Here is a 20063-nt window from a genome sequence, read left to right as displayed (position 1 = left end):
TTAAAGCCTGATCAGGTCCAATAGGAATATCAGATATTCGGACATTTTGCGTTACGGGAAAATGAGACATGAAAGAGCCGGCCTCTTCAGAGTGATGCTGAAGAAGCCGGCTCTGCTTGTGATGGCGAGGATGAACAGAGAATGGCGCGCTCCGCCACGCGTTTCCAGACATCCGTATCCCTTCAACAATTTTTAGTCCTGCTGGCCCACGAAGGATTCCCGTTACAAAATCCTCTTTTTAAAGGCCTGAAAGGCCGATGGGATCGAGTAATGGTCCCGTACTTCTTCGGCGTCGGCAAGGATGATGCCGGAGGCGTCAGCAGGAGACTGGAATGCGTTATTGTTGTATACAGTATACTCGCACCTATCATTTTCTGATTTCTTTACAGACGAACCATTTCCTGAAGTGTCACTAGTCAGCTCATTACCAGTTCTTCCATCGACAGACTCGTTTTTTAAATCATTTTCTGATCTTTCATCGGCCAGGCCGTTTTCCGTTGTCTTTGGAAAATCTTCTCCTGATTTAGAATTTATGACATTGTATGGTTCGTTTTCTGGTGCACCCTCCATTATTTGGTCTTTGCCGCTTCTGTTCTCGTTTCCCGCCAGCGGCTTCCACTCGTCGGCAAGAATCTGCCAGCCGGTCATGCGCCACTCGACATGTGAAAAAACGTGTTTTGCTGCGGGCAGCTTTTTGATTTTCAGGGGTGAGAAGCCAAGGGACTCAGCGTACTGGAGGGCCTGGCTGCGGTTCAGCTTCCCGAGAGTGTTTGGAAATTCCCAGAGGCCGGCGAGAAGACCGGCAGGCGGCCTCTTGCGCAGTGCGATTTGTTCGCCGTGCTGAATCAGAAAAACTGTGCGGTCCTCGATGCGTCGGGATTTCTTTGGGGCGGTCTTGGGGAAATCCTGCGGGTCAGCGTTCTGGCAGGACAGACAGCAACGGCTCCAGGGGCAGGCGGCGGGGTCGCTGAGGCAGGCGGGATCGCCCTTGGGGATGCAGATGCCGGCACCCAGATCCATCAGCGCCTGGTTGAAGCTGCCGGGATCGCGGCCGGTCATGACCGTCAGATACCAGTTTTCTGCGGCTTTGCGGGCAGCCGGCTTCTTGATGTCTTCCTTATAATGGGTCATGCGGGAAAAGACGCGGAGGAGGTTTCCGTCGATGGCCGGGCTGCGCTCGCTGAAGGCGATGGACGCGATGGCGGATGCGGTGTAGGCGCCGATTCCCGGCAGCTTCAGAAGCTCTGCCCGGGTCCGTGGCATGGCGCCGCCGTAGTCCCGGACGATGACGCCCGCGGCCTTGTGCATGTTGCGGATGCGGCTGTAATAGCCGAGTCCTTCCCAGAGCTTCATATAAGTGTCTTCGTCGGCGTCCGCCAGATCGGCGATGGTCGGAAGCGCGTCCATAAAGCGGCGGTAATAGTCTTTCACCGCCTCCACCCGGGTCTGCTGCAGCATAATTTCAGAGACCCAGACGTGGTAGGGGTTCTTGTCTCTGCGCCAGGGCAGATCGCGCCTGTTCTCCCGGTACCAGTGTAGCAGCGTTTCCTCTGACGGCAGGGAATTGTAATTTTCTTCCATTATCTTTTCGCTCATGATGCATATCCTTTATATCTTTCCGCATTTTCCGCGGCAAAAATTACTCGTTCAAGAAACCACGTTCCTGACCGGTCCAGGTATTCGTTTGGCCGGGAACGAACCTATCTTAGTGTATCACAGCCCGTGCCTTCCTGCGAGTGGCCTGCACAGGGCATTTTGTGGTACAATAGCTTGACTGCAGGAAGTAAGCCTGTGAATTTGAAAAGAGATAGAGCATTTTCCTGAAGCGGAGATCTGCGGGAAATGCGGCAGAGATAGAAAAATCAGTAAGATCGTAGAATTACGATGGGAAGGAAGCGGACAGATATGGCAGAAAATAAAGCTGCAGAGAAATTAAAAGCAATAGAGGAAATTGATGCAGAAGATCAGAAAAAACTGGCTGAAGCTGCGCGCCGCCTGAGCGATGGTGATGAATCGGCATTTAACGATATTTACGGACTGACGGTTGAGAAGTTTACTCAGTCAGCAGAGGCGGAATTCCCAGATGATAGTGTATATCAGGATGTGCTGCAGATGACCTATGTGAAGATTGCGGACAGTCTGCAGGGGCGGAAATCGGATGTTTCAGAGAATCCAGAGGATGAAGATGAGCTGCAGCCGGACGGACCGGAGAAAGAAGCTGCGGATAAGCTTGTGGAACTGACTCAGGATGTTTCTCTGGATTATTCTGATCCGGACGCTGTCCTGAATTGGATGGATGCGGTATTTTCCGGGGTCATTGATCTGGTTCATGCCCAGAAAAACCGCGAGGTTCCGGAAGATCTGAATGAGTTCCTGAAGATCGGAAAGAGCATTATTTCTACTAAAGATATCAAGGATTTTGAGAAGAAAAAGAAAGAAGAGGAAGAGAAGAAGGAGGAAGAGGAAATCATGAACCTGCATTAATGCTGGCTGTTGGTAGCAGCATGCTGTGTGTATTGTATACATGTATAGCCCGGTTGTTGTTTGCCCGGGTGGGCGGCTGTGATTTTTATTACTTTTTCTGATTCAGAAAGGACATCCGGATGTTTCTGAAGAATTATCCCTTATCGGATTTGAAAAAAGATATCCCGGCGGGAATTATCGTGGCGCTGGTGTCGATCCCGATTTCTATGGGATACGCGCAGGTTGCGGGGATGCCGGCGGTATATGGCTTATACGGGTCGGTACTGCCGATTCTGCTCTACGGACTGTTTACCTCGTCGCCGCGTTTTGTTTTTGGTGTGGATGCGGCGCCGGCGGCTCTTTGCGGCGGAATGCTGTATGATCTGGGAATTGCCTACGGGTCGCAGGCGGCGGTCCGGATGGTGCCGGTGATCACGCTTTTGACGGCGGGATGGCTGATCGTCTTCCGGCTCTTTCATGCGGGAAAGCTGGTAAAGTTTATTTCGTCGCCGGTGATGGGCGGTTTTATCAGCGGAATCTGTGCAGAAATTATTCTGATGCAGGTCCCGAAGCTCTTTGGCGGTGATCCGGGAAGAGGGGAGCTTCCGGAGCTGATCTCTCACATTGCGGAGGAGGCGCATTCCTTCAATGCTCTTGCTTTTGGGCTGGGAGTCGGAACGATTGTGATTATCATGGCCTGCAGGAAGCTGATTCCTAAGGTCCCGATGTCGGTGGTCATGATGGCTGTGGGCGCGCTGATGACGATCTGTTTCCATGTGGATCAGCACGGGGTGAAGATGCTTCCGGCCGTTTCCGCGGGGCTTCCGCCGCTTGGATTCCCGGATGTCCGGCTGATGAGCGGCCATGTGATGAGTATGCTGGTGTCCACGCTTTCCATTGCTCTGGTCATCGTAGCGGAAACGCTTCTGGCGACCAGTAATTACGCCATGCGTTATGATGATCCGGTGGATAATGACCGGGAAATTCTGGCCTACGCGATTGCGACGCTGGGCGCCGCGGCTTCCGGCTGCTGCCCGGTGAACGGCAGTGTTTCCAGAACGGGAATTGCGGATCAGTTCGGTGTGAAGAGCCAGATGATGTCCATTGCGGCTTCTCTGACCATGGTGCTGGTGCTGCTTTTTGCAACGGGATTCATCGCATATCTTCCGGTTCCGGTACTGACGGGAATCGTCATTTCCGCCCTGCTCAGCTCCATGGAGTTTGATCTCGCGGCCAAGCTGAGAAAAGTCGATAAGATCGAGGCGGCAATTTTCTGGGCGTCTTTCTTTGCTGTACTCCTGTTTGGTACCGTGGATGGCGTTCTTGCCGGGGTTCTTTTGTCCTTCCTGAATGTAATCATCCGGGAGTCGGCTCCGCCGAGGGAGTTCCTGGGCTGTATTCCGGGGCAGAAGGGATTCTATCCGGTGGGCAGAATGCGCGGAGCGCGTCCGATTCAGGGCGTGATCATCTATCATTTCCGTGCGCCGCTGTTTTTCGCCAATGCGGAGAGAATGCAGCTGGACATTGAGGACGCGCTGCAGGAAGACACAAAGGTGGTCATCCTGGATGCGGATGGCATCGGTTCGATTGATGTGACGGCGGCGGAGCGTCTTCTGAATATGTACAGAAAGCTGAAACGCCGCGGCATTCATTTCTATATGACCGAGCACGCGGGAAGTGTGAATGATCAGCTGCGGGCCTTCGGCGCGGAAGAGATGTTTAAGGAAGGAGCAATCCGGCCTTTTGTGCAGACTGCGCTGCGGGCGGAGGGCATGTTCCCGCCTTATCCGCTGCTGCAGGCAGAGAACGGGGAAGATCAGCATGCCGTTCATGCTCCGGGTCGTGTCATTGCAGAATACGAGTGGGCATACGGCGAGGATGCGGATGAGGAAATGACCCAGTTCGCCGAGAAGCTGGCATCTTCCTTTGCCAGCGGCCAGGAAGTCGACACCCAGTGGATCCGCCAGCAGGAACAGAAGTATTTCGGCATCAATTTCAGTCAGATGGATGAGGAGAAACTGCTGGATCTTCTGGAAATGCAGCTGGCACTGCTGGCGAAGAAGGGCGCGATTTCACAGGAGCGCATGAAGATGATGGAAGAAGTGATTTCCCAGCACCATGCAGCTGTCGATGAGCGTTTCGCGGACATGAATCCGGAGGCCTTCCGCCAGATGGCGCGGCTCCGTGTCCAAAGGGAGCGCTGGTTTAAGAAGCACTATCCACAGGCCTGGCAGACCTTTATGGAAGAACGCCGCTATCACCGTGAAGTGCTGAAGACCCTGCATCCGGAGATGGCCGACCAGATTCAGGCCATGCGGGAGAAGTTCCAGAATCAGGGAGCAGCCTCCGATGCCGGTCATGGAAACAGCTGGGAGGACTGGATCCGGCCGGTTTCCCACTTGCTGAAAATCCGGGAACACGGAAAATTTTTTGCCGGCAAAGACGACCCGGCAAGGGACAAGCCGGATGCGCAGAACCCTGCCTCTGCCGGGACGGAAACACAAAAAACAGAAGAAAACAGTAAAAATCAGGAGAAATAAGAGGAAAATCCGCGTATCTGCGCGTAAAACGGGGTAAAGATACGAAAAAACGTGAGATAAGTTACTTTTGGGGACAAGATAAGGGGAATATGATGAAGATGGACCGACTATTTGGGAGTACGGGAAACTCCATGAGGCAGATCTGGAAAAGGAAGGTGCAGCAGAGAAACATCCGCTTCAGGGCGAAGATTCAGCTGATGGGAAAGGGCGGCCACAGTTCTGTGCCTTTCCGGACGCACAACCCGATTATCGCGGGAAACGAGCTGATGCAGATCCTGATGGACAAGCTCTGGTTCGAGTTCGACAGTTTTGACGACGTCGTGCTGCTGCCGGTGGAAATGGACAGCGGTTCCCGCCATAACGTCATTCCGGACGAGGCCCTGCTGGTCTATTACGGAGAGTGCCGCGGCGAGGAGGCCTACCGCCATCTGCAGGCGATCATGAAAGAATCTCTGCAGGCCGCAGAGCTGGCCTATAAGGTAAAATACAGAATTACCTTCCACCGGATCGATCTGGAAGGGGTAACCCAGCGTGCGGCAAAAAAGAGAGAAGCAAGAATAGAAGAGCACCGCGCGGCCGTCCGCGGCAGGCTCGGAATCGAAGAGACTGCGCCGGAGATGCCGGAAGAAGGCGCCGACCTGGCAGCCGATGAAGAGAAGGAAGGAGGCAGGAAATAATGGACCGGAAAAAGCTGAACCCAGCCGGAATTGATTTCCACAAGATTACGGAAGATAATTACCCGTTTATGCTTGAGACCCGGCGTCACCTGCACCGCCATCCGGAGCTCAGCGGACAGGAATACGAGACGGCCGCATACATCAGAGGATTCCTGGACCTCTGGGAAATTCCCTATGAGGTGATTGCGGAAACCAGCACCGTCGCAACGATTGAAGGCGCCTTTCCGGGCCCTGTCGTGGCGCTGCGGGGAGACATCGACGCCCTTCCGATTGAAGAGAAAACCGGCGTGTTGTATGCCTCTCAGAATCCAGGTGTCATGCATGCCTGCGGCCACGACTGCCACACGACCTATGTTCTGACCGCGGCCAAGATCCTGCATGAAATGAAGCCGAAAATTCACGGCACTGTGAAGATCATTTTCCAGAAGGCTGAGGAAAATGCCACCGGTGCCAAGGAAATCATGGACAGCGGCGTTCTGAGCGACGTGCAGTGCATTGCGGGCCTTCACGTCATCCAGACGGCAGACCTGGGAACTTTCAACATGAACTACGGAATCATGAGCACCATCGGCGCCGGCGCCGTCATGACCGTGAAAACCCAGGGCGGCAGCGTCAGAAAGCCGGAAGAGGCAAAAAACGCCCTGGTTGCGGCGAGCCGGATTCTGTCTTCGGTGACGGAAGAAATTGCCCTCCGGATTCCGGAAAGTCAACCGGTTGTCATGGTTCCGACGCAGGTGCACACAAAAGCCAGAGACGGAGAGGTTCCTTATGAAGCATCTATGATGTTCAATTTCCGGACCCTCGATATCCGTGACTTCGATGTCATGAAAGAGGTCGTAAATACCCTGCCGGAGCGTATGTCGGAAGCCTACGGCGCATCCCTGGACGTCGATACCTGGGGTCCGGGCGTAGCCGTCGATAACGACAAGAAAGCGACCGACCTGGCCATCGATGTCATTAGCGATGCCTTCGGTGCCGACAAGGTGAAAATGATCCGTCCTTACATGAGCGGTGAGGATTTTTCCTTCTATCAGAGGGACATCCCGGGCGTCTTCATCCGAATCGGCGGCGCCGTCAACGGAGACTACCATCCGCTTCATACTGAGAAAATGCTGGTGGACGACCGGACCCTGCTCTACGGCGAAGAATTCATGCTGCGCTATGTGTTCGCCGCGCTGGAAGCATATAAATAGGCACACGGGAAGTGGCGCAGAGCCGCGCGGACGCAGGCCCTTTCCGCCTTGCCGGGCTTTGTTTTGTCCATGACCTGCCAGCGATTGAGAAAATAAATTGTGTAAAATTAATTTATATGGTTAGAGCCGGGAATGGCGGGTATAAGAATTTCAGAATCAATGATGATCAAACACTTGATGTTGAATATATGCGCTTTTGAAGAAGTGCAGGAGGTAAAAATATGGCAGCAGTTAATGTAACATGGGAAAACTTTGAAGATGAAGTACTGAAGAGCGACAAGCCGGTAGTTGTTGACTTCTGGGCATCCTGGTGCGGACCGTGCAAGATGCTTTCACCGGTCGTTGACCAGGTCGCAGACGAAGTTCCGGATGTCAAGGTCGTAAAGGTGAATGTCGATGAGAGTGAGCCGGTTGCCATCAAGTACAACGTCGCTTCCATTCCTTGCCTGGTACGTTTTGTCGACGGACAGGAAACAGGCCGTTCTGTCGGCGTCATTCCTAAGCCGCAGGTTGAAAAGTTCGTAAAGGGCGAGTAATCACAGAAATATACAGACCGCCGCTCCGGTAAGGGCGGCGGCATTTTTATATCGGACAAAAGATAAAATGGCAAGAAGCCACTGGGAGGTTGTTATGGCAGAAGTTTGGGATATTATCATCATCGGTGCCGGTCCTGCGGGAATGACGGCTGCGATTTACGGACAGCGCGCGGGAAGAAAGACGCTGATGCTGGAAGCGAATATGTACGGCGGACAGATCATCAATACCCCGGAAATTGAAAACTATCCGGGCATCAAGAAAACGTCGGGAGCCGAGTTCGCGCAGGGGCTGTACGAGCAGGCGGCTGATCTCGGCGCGCAGATGATCATGGAGAAAGCAGTTTCCGTTGAAGAGGACGGAGACATCAAGCACGTCCACACGGAGGCGGGAAACATCTATGACGGAAAAACGGTCATTATCGCAACGGGCGCAAAGAACCGTCCGCTGGGCCTGGACCGCGAAAAAGAGCTGACGGGTGCCGGCGTATCTTACTGCGCAACCTGCGACGGCATGTTCTTCAGAGGGAAGGACGTAGCTGTCAACGGCGGCGGAAACACCGCCCTGGGTGACGCCATGTTCCTGGCGCAGATCTGCAGCAAGGTCTATATCATCCATAGAAGAGACCAGTTCAGAGGCGACAAAGCCGATGTCGAAAAACTGGCAGCACTGGACAATGTTGAGTTCGTTCTGAATTCCAATGTCACAAAGCTGATCGGCGATCCGAAGCTGGAAGCCGTTGAAGTCACCGACACAAAAACCGGAGAAAAGCGTGAGATTCCAGTCAGCGCCCTCTTCGTCGCCATCGGCCAGATGCCGGAAAATGAGGAGTTCTCCAATGTTGTCAAGCTCGACCAGAAGGGCTACGTACAGGCCGGTGAAGACTGCCTGACCGGACATTCCGGCATTTTCACTGCCGGCGACTGCCGGACCAAGAATGTGCGCCAGCTGACCACCGCCGCCGCAGACGGCGCTGTCGCAGCACTTGCGGCAAGCGGAGAGATTGATTAGCGGAAGGGACTGGTGAGAAGCCCGTCTGGCAGGGTACCTGGCGAAGGCCGCCTGATCAGTCACACCGGCATCTTCACGATTGAAGACTGCTGGACCAGGAACGCCCGCTGATTCGCTGTTGAAGGCGCCGAAGCTGCTGCGGCACTTGCGGCTGGCAGATGGACCGACCGGAGTGAAAAAATGATATAAGGAGTATCGGTGCAGATTTTCTGTAAATGCAGGATTTCTGGCGGGAAAGGGCCGCTGCGTCAGGTCATAAATATTGATCTGGGGCAGCGGGCTTGTTTCTGTGCGGTCAGCAGTCTGACATGTGCATATAAAAGCTGAACGGACGAGATATGGCAGGCCGGACGAGATACGGAAGACGGACGAGATATGGCAGGCCGGATGAGATGTGGCAGGCCGGGTGAGATGTGGCAGGCCGGGTGAGATGTGGCAGGTCAAATGTGAGGGCAGGTAGTGGAAGAGCCGGCGCCGCAGGCAGATGACGGAGATCTGGGTATACTGTGTACAAAAACTGCTGTGATTTCCACATCATCGACTTCATTCGCTTATATTCATCGTTTATGCAGCAGTAAAAAGTAAATATTTCCGTGAACTGGAATTTATTTCCAGATAGTTTTGTATAAGTTAAGTGGAAAATCAAATTCTACCAAGTATGCAGTATATATTTTGTAAGATCAGGTGAAATTGTATGTTTTTACCAAATCCCTATTGCATATATAGGTTGCTCAGATGGTTTGAATGAGCAGTTTCAGCAATATATTCTCGATTAAGTAAAAAATATTCTGAAATATAAGAAGGTAACCAGTATTATTCTAAATTTTTAACGGCTGCATGCTGGAAGCTTATACGTATTCTCTTGTAATTATAAAATTTGTCGAATGGACAGCAGAAGTGTATTTAATACTGTACATAATTTAGGTAAGAAATGCAATTATCAGTCCATATTACCAAAATAATTTTTGCCTTGGTAAAAAGATTCTATTATCGCAATGTTTACCAATGATATTTAGGGAATTTCAGGTTATCTGAGATGGAATCATGATCGTGTCCAATTCATGAGAGAAAACATGGGAAAAAATTATGACATGTGCCGGGGTCTTGCGGGAAACAGCTGCATTGTTTAAAATAATACTGACAGAATTACCGGGATGATCCGGCTGCAGCGCGGATGCTGCAGATATAGAAGAGTTTTCGGAGTACAGGGAAGGAGAACGGGTGATGAAAGAACTGAAAGTAGGAATTAAAGGAGAACAGAAGGGTGTAGTAACAGCAGACAAGACGGCAAAGGCAATGGGAAGCGGAGAACTGAACGTTTTCGCAACACCGGCCATGATCGCGCTGATGGAAAAAACCGCATACCGTTCTGTTGCGGACTGTCTTGAAGAGGGACAGGGAACCGTCGGAACCATGATGAACATCAAACACGTGGCATCCACCCCAGTCGGTCTCCGCGTTCACTGCACTTCCGAGCTGATCGCCATAGACCGTAGAAAACTGACCTTTCACGTTGAAGCCTACGATGAGGCCGGCCTGATCGGTGAAGGCGAGCACGAGCGCTTCATCATCGATGACGCCCGTTTCCAGGAAAAGGCCGATGCCAAGCTGCTGACAAGATAACTGACTGCGCCAGGCAGCTGACCGCGCCTGGCCCGGATGGCGGAACCGCTGATGCAGAAATGACGATGCGCCAGTTACATTCCAGGCTTAACCCAGTTGTGAAAAAAATCGGACGGATTTCCGACAGTACCCCGTTGAAAAGTTCGGAAATCCGGTCGTTTCAGCCGTTCATCCGAAATACAGGAATTGATTTCGGATCACTGTTGAAATGAGGCGGCTATCCGAAGAAAAGAAGGCAGCAGAGTATATCGTATACAGTATACACGCACTCTGTCCTGTTTTCTGGAATCAATTATTGTATCACGGCAACAATAGATCATCTGACCATCAAAAAACCGGGGTACACAGTATACCCCAGCCTCATTCTGCTTTATCTGCTGCTTTGTCTGCATTGCTTTTTATCTGCTTGTTTCCCTTATTTATCAACTTCTTCCCGGAAGCTGTTCAGCACTTCGTAAAGCAGGGAGTACAGCCGTCTCGCGTCTTCTTCCGGCAGATCGACGCATTCCAGGATGTGGCCCGGAACGCTCAGGGCATCGTCTTGCAGTTTCCGCCCTTTGTCGGTGATGGTGACGATCAGACTGCGTTCGTCTTCCTTGCTGCGGTGGCGGGTCAGGCAGCCCTTAGATTCCAGTTTCTTGAGGACCGGAGTCAGGGTGCCGGAGTCCAGGTACAGGTATTCGCCAAGCTCTTTTACGGTCATGGACTCGTGCTCCCAGAGAACCATCATGGTGATGTACTGGGTATAAGTGAGGTCCAGTTTATCCAGAAGCGGCTTATAGCGGCGGATGATCTCCTTGGAGCATGCGTAGAGCGGAAAGCAGAGCTGGTTGCCCAGACGCAGGCAGTCGTATTTGGAGCCGGTGTGGACCGGTTTGGCCAGTGGTGCGTGTGTATGTTTATCAGCCATAATGGTAACCTCCGTTGGTATTCTGTCCGGGAATGGAATCAGGCATTTGCCTTCTTTTGTTCCTGTTCGTAAGCCTGACGTACGGCGATGGCAAGTTGGTCTCCGCAGGATGTCTGCTTGAATCCGCAGTGGATTCCTTTCAGTTTGTCTTCAATCTGGTCCACGGTCATTCCGTCAACCAGACGGCCGACAGCCTGAAGATTTCCGTTGCATCCGCCTGTGTACTGCACGTTATATACGCGGTCGCCTTCCAGATCGAAATCAATCTGTGTGGAACATGTTCCCATGGTTCTGTATGTATGTGTCATTTTTTCCCTCTCCTTAATAATTCTGTGCGGCCGGTATCCGGCCCTTCATGCGGTCCTGTCTGCCGAAGCTGCTGATGTTCTGAAAGGCGCCGGTGCAGGACTGAGCAATTACTATGTTTACTGATTCCCGTAATTGGGACCGTTAATCAGTTGTGTAAAATTTATTTGCATTACATATTGTATAGAAGGCTGTGTGCAGTGTCAATGAAATTTTCTTCACATTTGCGAATTACACGGTAAAATCCAGTATAATGGATATAAATAATGTAATCGCAGGCAGTCAGGGGGAATGCAGGCTGCATCCGTGACGGCGCGGGTGGGCCTGTGATATGAGATATTTGGAGAGGAAGGAACAGAATGAGAGAAGTCTGGGCTTCATATTTTGAGAATCATGACAGCCGCATCGGGGCATTGGTCAGGGTATTCGCATGCCTGATTTCACTTCTTGCGCTTCTGCTTTTCTGTACGGGATGCGGGACGCAGAGTTCCGCGGAGAAATCGTCATCTTCCGTGAATAAATCCGCGGCGAAGGGCTTTGTCTCTTCGCACTGTCACGAGCAGAGGCTGAAGAAAGGCGGCGCTGAACAGTATGCGCAGATATATATTATGGCAGAAGGACTGCGGAGGCATGGAATGACGCCGCGTCAGGCATTTATGCAGGCATCGGAATCATACATGGTCTCAATGGCTCTTTCTGAAGAAGCACGGAAGCGGGGCATTCGTGTGACAAAAAGTGAACTGAACAGCTACATCAGCAAGATGGAAAGCGATATGAAAACCAACGGAATTTATAAGGACGTCCAGAAAGAAGCAGCCCGGCACGGAACAACGGTAAAAGGAATTCTCAGAGGCAATCAGGACGTGTACAGGAAGCAGATCGCCGTTTCCAAGCTCTACCAGAAGGAGAGAAAAGAGTATCTGCAGGCCGTGGATCAGACAACGGCGGCGGAGCAGAAAACCTGGGAACAGCGATGGAACCGTATGCAGAGATCGGCGGTGGAAACTTACCGTAAAACGCCGGCAGGCAGCAGAATCCGGAAACAGCTTCCGAAGATGCGCAGTGTTTACTGCAGCAAGTACCGTTGCCATGCAGGAAAAGCAAGCCAGTCGGAAAATAGTGCAGCATAGCCGCTGTACAGCTTTTGGCAGGGAAGAGATGCCCGGGAAGTCCGGAAGCCCCGGAAAACGCAGGCGTCGTTCTTCCTTGCTTTTTTGTTTTTTGTCCCTGTGGAATAAAATATTCATGATAGAGGAAATAAAAACTGGATGAGAGTTGACATAACCCCGTGGGCGTGGTAATATTTCAACATAACATCGGTTTAACGCGTTAAAGCGTTAAAATCAATGCATGCTTCATGAATGGGGGTTATGACAAAATGAAAAAATCAAGAAAGATCCTGGCCGTCCTGCTGACGGTTGTTCTGGGCGCGACGATGGCGCTGGCAACGGGCTGCGGCAGCTCTTCAGGCAGTAAGGACAACAGCTGGAACTACATCAAGAAGCGCGGCAAGCTGATCATCGGCCTGGACGATACATTCGCACCGATGGGATTCCGCGATAAGAATAATAAGATCGTAGGATTCGACATCGACCTCGCAAAACAGGTTGGAAAGGAACTGGGCATCAAGGTTGAGTTCAAGCCGATCGACTGGGACGCTAAGGAAGCCGAGCTGAAGAGTAAGAAGATCGACTGCATCTGGAACGGTCTTTCTGCTACACCGGGCCGCCAGAAGAGCATGTCCCTGTCTCATAAATATATGAAGAACCGCATTCTGATCATGTCCAGCGACAAGAGCCTGAAGATCAAGAACGCCAGCCAGCTGAAGAAGATCAAGCTGGGAACACAGGCCGGATCCTCTGCTCTTGAGGCGATCCAGAAGGATAAGCACTACGATGAGTTCAAGGATAATGTCAAGACCTACGACGACTACAACGCAGCCCTGCTGGATATGAAGGCCGGCAGAATCGACGCCGTTGCCATCGACGAGGTTTACGCAATCTACAACAACAAGAGCAAGACCAAGCTGTATGAATCCCCTTACAACTTCGGCGCAGACTACTACGCAGTCGGATTCCGCAAGGGCGACAAGGCTCTGACAAAGAAGGTCAACACCGCAATCGGCAAGGCCGTAAAGAACGGCAGCGCGGCAAAGATCAGTAAAAAGTGGTTTGGAAAGAACATGACAATTGATGAGGGATATTCCAAATAGGATCGATCCTTCTCTGTAATCTGCAGCGGCCATCCGGATATTTCCGCGGATGGCCGTTCGTCATGAATGGCATGATGCAGCAACAAGATCGGAAATAATAAGGAGCTGAATTTTTACATGAGTTACATATCAGAAATTTTACCGCCTCTTCTGCAGGGCGCCGTTGTTTCGGTAGAACTGTTCGTGATTACGCTGGTGCTTTCCCTTCCGCTGGGACTGCCGTTCGCGTTCGGCGAGATGAGCCGGTTCCGTCCGATCCGCTGGATCTGCAAAGTTTTTGTTTTTGTCTTCCGCGGAACGCCGCTCATGCTGCAGCTCTTTTTCTTCTATTTCTTCTTCCCGCTGGTCCTGAACATCGACATACCGGCATTCCCGGCAGCGGTGCTGACCTTCGTGCTGAACTACGCCGCTTACTTCGCAGAGATTTACAGAGGCGGCATCTTAAGCATCGACCGCGGGCAGTATGAAGCCGCGCATTCTCTGGGCCTGAGCAAGGCGCAGACGACCTTCGGCATCATCATTCCGCAGGCCATGCGCGTGGTTCTGCCGCCGGTATCCAACGAGGCCATCACCCTGGTCAAGGATACCGCCCTGGCCTCCGTCATCTCCATGTCCGAGATGATGCGTGTGTCCGAAGGCATCGTAAACAGAGACTACAACCTGACCGCTTACGTCGTCGCAGCGGCGATTTACCTGTTCTTCACGTTTATTCTGACCCTGGTGCTGAACCACGTGGAAGCGCACTTCTCCACCTACACAAGAAAGGAGAATTAGAATGTCTGCAATTCTGGAAATGAAAAACATCAATAAATATTTCGGTGATTTTCACGCGCTGAAGGATGTCAATTTCACCGTGGAAGATGGAGAGACCGCGGCCATCATCGGCCCGTCCGGCTCCGGAAAGAGCACCCTGCTGCGCTGCATCAACTGCCTGACCAAGATCACAACAGGGACCATCTCCCTGAACGGGACGACCTTTGTCAACACTCCGGAAGGCGGCGAGGCAAAATATATCCCGGACAAGGAGTTAAAGTCGGTGATCAGTCAGACGGGCATGGTATTCCAGCATTTCAACCTCTTCCCGCACATGACCTGCCTGGAAAACGTGACCTACGCCCCGATCAAGGTAAAGAAAATCCCGAAGGACAAAGCCGTAAAGCGCGCAGAAGAACTTCTGGACATGGTCGGTATGCTGGAACATAAAGACCAGTACCCGGAAATGATCTCCGGCGGCCAGAAACAGCGTGTTGCCATCGCAAGAGGCCTGGCCATGGATCCGGAAATCATGCTCTTCGACGAGCCGACCTCCGCCCTTGACCCGGAAATCACCGGCGAAGTCCTCAGCGTCATGAAATCCCTGTCTGAGCAGCACGTCACCATGATCGTTGTCACCCACGAAATGGGATTTGCCCGCGAAGTCGCCGACAAAGTCGCCTTCATGAACCAGGGCGAGCTGCTGGAAACCGGCACTTCCGAAGAAATTTTCACCCACCCGAAGAGTCAGAGGCTGCAGGATTTCCTGAGTTCGATGATACGGTAGAGGGATCACTTTTCAGATTATTAACTGGTATGAACAAAGACTGCACTCTATTGTTATGGCCGCATTCTGGAGCGGTTCTCAAGGTCGGACGCAGTTATGGAGTGCTGTTTTTAAGATCTAAATATTAATATCGCATCTGATGTGGTGACCGAATTTCGGAGCGCTCTCCGGGCTGGCCGCAGGTGCGGAGCACATACGAAAACCCGTGGCAACTGCCGCAAACGGCGATAATACGACGCGCGGCTATCCAGGAGAACGAGCCAAAAGCGATGTTCGACTGGCCAGCCGCACGTCGTATCTGTTGAATTGCTCTAACACGCAGCTTGCCAATCGCAAGGCTAGATTGGAAACGCCGTAGCTTGCATCGCATCGCCCGGCGCTGTCGCATGGGCTCTGCGGCAAGCCTGACGGGGGACCTGCCATTGCTCTGTCTGCGCTGCATACGCAGCTTGCCAATCGCAAGGCTAGATTGGAAACGCCGTAGCTTGCATCGCATCGCCCGGCGCTGTTGCTTGGGCTCTGCGGCAAGCCTGACGGGGGACCTGCCATTGCTCTAATGGTGTCGCCCCTGCGATTCGCGAGCTAAAAGCGAAGCGAGAGCAGCGGGGACTCCTTATGCTGGTGCGGCCCAGGAGAACGAGCCAAAAGCGATGTTCGACTGGCCAGCCGCACGTCGTATCTGTTGAATTGCTCTAATACGCAGCTTGCCAATCGCAAGGCTAGATTGGAAACGCCGTAGCTTGCATCGCATCGCCCGGCGCTGTCGCTTGGGCTCCGCGGCAAGCCTGACGGGGGACCTGCCATTGCTCTAATGGTGTCGCCCCTGCGATTCGCGAGCTAAAAGCGAAGCGAGAGCAGCGGGGACTCCTTATGCTGGTGCGGCCCAGGAGAACGAGCCAAAAGCGATGTTCGACTGGCCAGCCGCACGTCGTATCTGTTGAATTGCACTAACACGCAGCTTGCCAATCGCAAGGCTAGATTGGAAACGCCGTAGCTTGCATCGCATCGCCCGGCGCTGTTGCTTGGGCTCTGCGGCAAGCCTGACGGGGGACCTGCCATTGCTCTGTCTGCGCTGCATACGCAGCTTGCCAATCGCAAGGCTAGGTCTCCCTGGCCGTTTTTTTTGACGCAAAATCTAATTAAGTGTTGACTTAAATAAAGCTGTGTGGTACATTTTAATTAATCAATGACTTAATTAAATGATTCTCGCGGGCAGTCTGTGTGATCTGGTGTATGTCTGGGGGAAGTCGTGATACAATATGCGGGATGAGGAGGGAAACATATGGCAGAAACAGCTATCTGGAAGGCACTGTCTGATGAAAAGCGAAGAATGATTATCCGCCTTCTGCTGAAGCGCGATTTCTGTGTGCGTGCGCTTTCCCGGCGTCTCGGCATATCGGAAGCGGCGGTCTCTCAGCATATGAAGGTGCTGAAGCAGGCGGGGCTGATTGACGGAGTGAAACGCGGGTATTTTGTGCATTACACGGTCAACCGCAGTCTTCTGAAGGATCTGGGTGCTGAACTGATTCAGCTGTCTGAGATGCAGCAGGAAACGGTCTGCCCGAAGAACTGCGGAAACATGCCCTGTCACGCGGGCTGCGGACATGGGCGCCATGAGGGCGGCTGCGCGCGCAGAGGGCGGAGCGCCGATCGGGAATCGAAATGAATTTTACAGGAGGCAGACAGATGAAAATCGCAGCGGCATACGATGTAAATAACGGCAGTATTTTTCAGCATTTTGGCAGAACAGAGGCATTTAAGGTCTACGATGTTCAGGAGGGCAAAATTATCAGCAGCAAGGTGGAAAGCACCAATGGCAGGGGCCACGGGGAACTGGCCGGGGTGCTGACTGACCTCGGTGTGAGCACATTGATCTGTGGAGGCCTTGGCGCAGGGGCGCAGGAGCACCTGAAGAATAGTAATATCTACTTCTTCGGCGGCGTATCAGGAAGTGCGGATCAGGCCGTGCAGGACTATCTGGATGGGAAGCTTCAGTACAATCCTGATGTAAAGTGCAGCGGCCATCATGACCACGGTGAAGGAGAGCACCACTGCGGAGGTCATCATGATCACGGAGAACACCACTGTGGCGGTCATGGACATGGCGGATGCCACGGTAAGGGAATGGACCATAACTGCTAAACGTGCAGAAATGGCTGGAAAAGAAGGCATATTAACTGCATAAAAACTTTATTACCTGAATCTGCGCAAACATACGACAGCACAGGTCTATGCGAGTAATCTGCGTCTGCACCGTCAGTGACGGCGGTTCGGCTGGACAAAATCATAGTATATATCCAAATCGCTATTTACCACAAAGCAGGAAGGCCATAGTTATCCCGATTATCGGGAAAACCGGGCATTCCTGCTTTATGTTTTCTTTCTGAAATCCGCCTTCATATGATAAAATAATGGGAACACATTGTAAGGAAAGCTGGAGGAATACGACATGGGATTTGCATTTAACCATTTTAATTTCAATGTTCTCGATCTCGAGAGGAGCAAAAAGTTCTATCATGACGCGCTTGGACTGGATCCGGTCAGCGTCAACGATCAGCCGGAGTTTACAATCTGCTATCTGGGTGACGGCGGAAGAACCGGCTTCCGTCTGGAACTGACCTGGATGAAAGATAGGAAAGAGCCGTACGATCTGGGAGAAATTGAATACCACCTGGCTCTGACGGCAGATGATTTCGAGGCGGCGCATAAGAAACATCAGGAGATGGGCTGCATCTGCTTCGAGAACCCGGCTATGGGAATCTACTTCATCGAAGATCCGGACGGATACTGGATTGAGATTCTGCCGCCGGAGAAATAAAGGCTGCCTGGTAATGGCAGGAATATGATAAATTAAACAGAAACGCCGCCGCAGAATCAGGCACGTTTCTGTTTATAGGAAGGCCGGTGCCCGGCGCAGATTTCAGCGTCGGACACCGGCCTTCAATTGTCTGCCCGTTAGACGACAACAAGGTTCCCGGGCACCCACCCGACGCTTCAGCGTCGTGGAAGGGTGGGGTTCTTATTTTACAGCAGCTCGCTGTCTGCTTCAAACGGGTGTTTTGCGTAGCTGTATCTGCCCACCAGGAAGTACACGATACCGCCGGCCAGAAGGCCCAGGACGATTTCGTGAATGTGGAAAGGCGCGATCTTCACGCGGTTAAAGAAGATGAACACGGACAGGCTTGCGATCATGGAAGCGATGCAGGCTGTGGCGTTCCCCTTCTTCCAGTAGAGTCCGCCGATCATCGGCCAGAAGAAGGCGGCTTCCAGTCCGCCGAAGGCGAACAGGTTGATCCAGACGATGATGTCTGGCGGGTTCATGGCGATGATGCAGGTGATGATACCCAGAAGCAGAGTGATGCCGAAGCTGTATTTCTGGACGCGGGATTCTGCTTTTTCTTCGCGCTCCGGATTGTTTCCGACGATGTAGTGCAGGTAGAGGTCCTTGATGATGGTCGCGGAGGCGAGGATCAGCAGGGAATCAACCGTGGACATGACGGCGGCAAGCGGAGCCGCCAGGAAGAGTCCGGCTGCCCAGGTCGGCATATAATGAAGAACGACATACGGAATGACGGAGTCGGTCGTCTTGATGGCGCCCTTTGGAATCAGCGGCGCCGCGATTGTTCCGGCGAAGTGCATGCCGATCATCAGAATGCCGACGACAACGGTTCCATAAACCATGGCACGGTGCATGGAACGCGTGTCTTTGAAGCCCATGCAGCGTACGGCTGTCTGCGGAAGTCCCAGCGTCGCGATGCCGACCAGTACCCAGAAGGAGATCAGGTAGCCAGGCTGCAGGGCGAGAATTCCCTTGCCATAGTGGCCTTTGCCCATGAGATTCCAGCCCGGGTTGATCTGGTTGAGCTGAGTAGTCAGATGGTGCATGCCGCCGCCTGTTTTCAAAATGAAGAACAGCAGCAGGAAGGTGCCGCAGGTCATGATGATGCCCTGGATCATGTCGGTGACGACAACGGCGCGGAATCCGCCGACGGAGGTGTAGATGATGACGACCGCGGCGAACAGCAGCAGGGACCACATGTACGGAAGGCCCGTGACGGTCTGCATCAGGGTGGCGCCGCCGATGAACTGGGCGACCATCTGGGTGGTGAAGAACACAATCAGGGCGATACCGCTGATGATGACGACCGGCGCCGATTTATAGCGGGCGCGAAGGTAGTCCGTGACGGTGACTGCGTCGATTCTGCGGGAAATCAGTGCGAATTTCTTTCCGAGAACGCCCAGGGTCAGGAAGGTCGTTGCGATCTGAATGCCCGCCTCCCAGGACTGGGTGAGACCGAAACTTGCGGCCAGTCCCGGTCCGCCGAGGAAGGAGCTGGCGCTTGTATAGGTTGCTACCAGCGTCATGGCGAGGATGAATCCGCCCATCCCGCGGCCGCCGGCGAAGTAGTTGTCCAGGAATCCCTGTGAAGAATGCTGTCTGGCGGAGACGCGGCTCTGCCAGATGCCGATGACCATGGTGAAGACCATGTACACAGCGAGAATTCCCAGGATTACAGTCTGTTTACCGGTCATGGCGTCCTCCTTCCTCAGAAGAAGCAGTGTCCGGATTTCCATCTTCATCCTCAAGACTGAAGTTGATGAACACTTTCTTCAGCAGAATGGCCAGCCCGACCAGGGCCACCACAAAAACGCCCGGCGTGCTGAGCAGCCACCACAGAGGCAGTCCTCCGATCTGCATCCCGCTTCCGGACAGTCCGTACGCAAACCCGACATGCCAGATGAAACATACGACGAACAGCACGAGCGTCGCCCTGGCTTCCTTCCGGATCTGCCTTTCTTTCTCTTTTCTTGTCATAATCAATTCCTTTCTGTGGTGCCGCATCCCCGCGGCTCCCATGAAACGCATTCTCCCCGCACACAGACGGGTACCTGTATATTATATACGTATTTCCAAGAGATTCCAGTACTTCCGATAAAACCTGCCCGGCAAGGAGCCAAAGGCATTGAGAGATAATATTCGTGGACAAGTATAAATCTTTCGGAAATTTAAGAATTGTTTTTGAAGAAAGGTGGTAAAATATAATAAGTGAGCA

At 52.6% G+C, this 20063-nt stretch carries 19 protein-coding genes; 14 read left to right on the top strand and 5 right to left on the bottom strand.

Annotated elements, in window-relative coordinates:
* Positions 1–222 precede the first annotated feature (222 nt).
* Positions 223–1596 (bottom strand): A/G-specific adenine glycosylase, encoded by a 1374-nt coding sequence (gene mutY, locus ACI77B_RS01320; protein ID WP_409337026.1) that lies wholly within the window; start codon positions 1594–1596, stop codon positions 223–225.
* Between the two features lie 309 nt (positions 1597–1905).
* Here mutY and ACI77B_RS01315 point away from each other — a divergent pair, with 309 nt between their 5' ends.
* The 7 genes from ACI77B_RS01315 to ACI77B_RS01285 all read left to right on the top strand — a co-directional run bounded on the left by ACI77B_RS01315 (position 1906) and on the right by ACI77B_RS01285 (position 10041).
* Complete coding sequence (locus ACI77B_RS01315; RefSeq protein ID WP_409337025.1) at positions 1906–2484, top strand: hypothetical protein; 579 nt, start codon at positions 1906–1908, stop codon at positions 2482–2484.
* A 119-nt stretch (positions 2485–2603) separates the two neighbouring features.
* Positions 2604–5003, top strand: a complete 2400-nt coding sequence (locus ACI77B_RS01310) for a SulP family inorganic anion transporter (RefSeq protein WP_409337024.1) — start codon at positions 2604–2606, stop codon at positions 5001–5003.
* Positions 5004–5101: 98 nt separating this feature from the next.
* On the top strand, positions 5102–5680 hold the full coding sequence (locus ACI77B_RS01305; RefSeq protein WP_409337023.1) for a peptidase dimerization domain-containing protein: 579 nt from the start codon (positions 5102–5104) through the stop codon (positions 5678–5680).
* Complete coding sequence (locus ACI77B_RS01300) at positions 5680–6873, top strand: M20 metallopeptidase family protein (protein ID WP_409337022.1); 1194 nt, start codon at positions 5680–5682, stop codon at positions 6871–6873. The genes ACI77B_RS01305 and ACI77B_RS01300 overlap by 1 nt, the downstream gene beginning before the upstream one ends.
* 221 nt (positions 6874–7094) lie before the next feature.
* A complete protein-coding gene (gene trxA / locus ACI77B_RS01295; RefSeq protein WP_409337021.1) occupies positions 7095–7409 on the top strand; it encodes a thioredoxin in 315 nt (104 codons plus the stop codon).
* Between the two features lie 94 nt (positions 7410–7503).
* Complete coding sequence (locus ACI77B_RS01290; RefSeq protein WP_409337020.1) at positions 7504–8418, top strand: NAD(P)/FAD-dependent oxidoreductase; 915 nt, start codon at positions 7504–7506, stop codon at positions 8416–8418.
* 1224 nt (positions 8419–9642) lie between these two features.
* Positions 9643–10041, top strand: coding sequence for a thioesterase family protein (locus tag ACI77B_RS01285; RefSeq protein WP_409337019.1), 399 nt, complete (start codon positions 9643–9645; stop codon positions 10039–10041).
* Positions 10042–10456: 415 nt separating this feature from the next.
* On the opposite strand, the gene ACI77B_RS01280 is transcribed toward ACI77B_RS01285, so the two are convergent.
* Positions 10457–10951 carry a MarR family winged helix-turn-helix transcriptional regulator gene (locus tag ACI77B_RS01280; protein ID WP_409337018.1) on the bottom strand — a complete coding sequence of 165 codons (495 nt, stop codon included), beginning with the start codon at positions 10949–10951 and terminating at the stop codon, positions 10457–10459.
* A gap of 38 nt (positions 10952–10989) precedes the next feature.
* Positions 10990–11259 carry a TIGR03905 family TSCPD domain-containing protein gene (locus ACI77B_RS01275; protein ID WP_409337017.1) on the bottom strand — a complete coding sequence of 90 codons (270 nt, stop codon included), beginning with the start codon at positions 11257–11259 and terminating at the stop codon, positions 10990–10992.
* Positions 11260–11616: 357 nt separating this feature from the next.
* Here ACI77B_RS01275 and ACI77B_RS01270 point away from each other — a divergent pair, with 357 nt between their 5' ends.
* The 7 genes from ACI77B_RS01270 (at position 11617) to ACI77B_RS01240 (ending at position 17827) form a co-directional block, all read left to right on the top strand.
* Positions 11617–12387: a hypothetical protein gene (locus ACI77B_RS01270; protein WP_409337016.1), complete on the top strand. Its 771-nt coding sequence runs from the start codon at positions 11617–11619 to the stop codon at positions 12385–12387.
* A 248-nt stretch (positions 12388–12635) separates the two neighbouring features.
* Positions 12636–13469 carry an amino acid ABC transporter substrate-binding protein gene (locus tag ACI77B_RS01265; protein WP_409337015.1) on the top strand — a complete coding sequence of 278 codons (834 nt, stop codon included), beginning with the start codon at positions 12636–12638 and terminating at the stop codon, positions 13467–13469.
* 117 nt (positions 13470–13586) lie between these two features.
* Positions 13587–14243: an amino acid ABC transporter permease gene (locus ACI77B_RS01260; protein WP_409337014.1), complete on the top strand. Its 657-nt coding sequence runs from the start codon at positions 13587–13589 to the stop codon at positions 14241–14243.
* A 1-nt stretch (position 14244) separates the two neighbouring features.
* Positions 14245–15009, top strand: a complete 765-nt coding sequence (locus ACI77B_RS01255; RefSeq protein ID WP_409337013.1) for an amino acid ABC transporter ATP-binding protein — start codon at positions 14245–14247, stop codon at positions 15007–15009.
* Between the two features lie 1282 nt (positions 15010–16291).
* Positions 16292–16675 (top strand): ArsR/SmtB family transcription factor, encoded by a 384-nt coding sequence (locus ACI77B_RS01250; RefSeq protein ID WP_409337012.1) that lies wholly within the window; start codon positions 16292–16294, stop codon positions 16673–16675.
* Between the two features lie 20 nt (positions 16676–16695).
* Positions 16696–17151: a NifB/NifX family molybdenum-iron cluster-binding protein gene (locus ACI77B_RS01245; RefSeq protein WP_409337011.1), complete on the top strand. Its 456-nt coding sequence runs from the start codon at positions 16696–16698 to the stop codon at positions 17149–17151.
* 307 nt (positions 17152–17458) lie between these two features.
* The gene (locus ACI77B_RS01240; RefSeq protein WP_178263290.1) at positions 17459–17827 is read left to right on the top strand and encodes a VOC family protein; all 369 of its coding nucleotides are present in this window, start codon (positions 17459–17461) and stop codon (positions 17825–17827) included.
* A gap of 206 nt (positions 17828–18033) precedes the next feature.
* On the opposite strand, the gene panF is transcribed toward ACI77B_RS01240, so the two are convergent.
* Positions 18034–19542: a sodium/pantothenate symporter gene (panF, locus tag ACI77B_RS01235; protein ID WP_409337010.1), complete on the bottom strand. Its 1509-nt coding sequence runs from the start codon at positions 19540–19542 to the stop codon at positions 18034–18036.
* On the bottom strand, positions 19532–19825 hold the full coding sequence (locus ACI77B_RS01230; protein ID WP_409337009.1) for a YhdT family protein: 294 nt from the start codon (positions 19823–19825) through the stop codon (positions 19532–19534). The genes panF and ACI77B_RS01230 overlap by 11 nt, the downstream gene beginning before the upstream one ends.
* Positions 19826–20063: the final 238 nt, after the last annotated feature.

This window comes from Eubacterium sp. F2 (assembly GCF_046244355.1).
In the GTDB taxonomy this organism is placed as follows: Bacteria; Bacillota; Clostridia; order Peptostreptococcales; family Anaerovoracaceae; genus Aminicella.
Note: the sequence above shows the minus strand (reverse complement) of the source record. Positions and strands in the feature narration are given on the sequence as shown.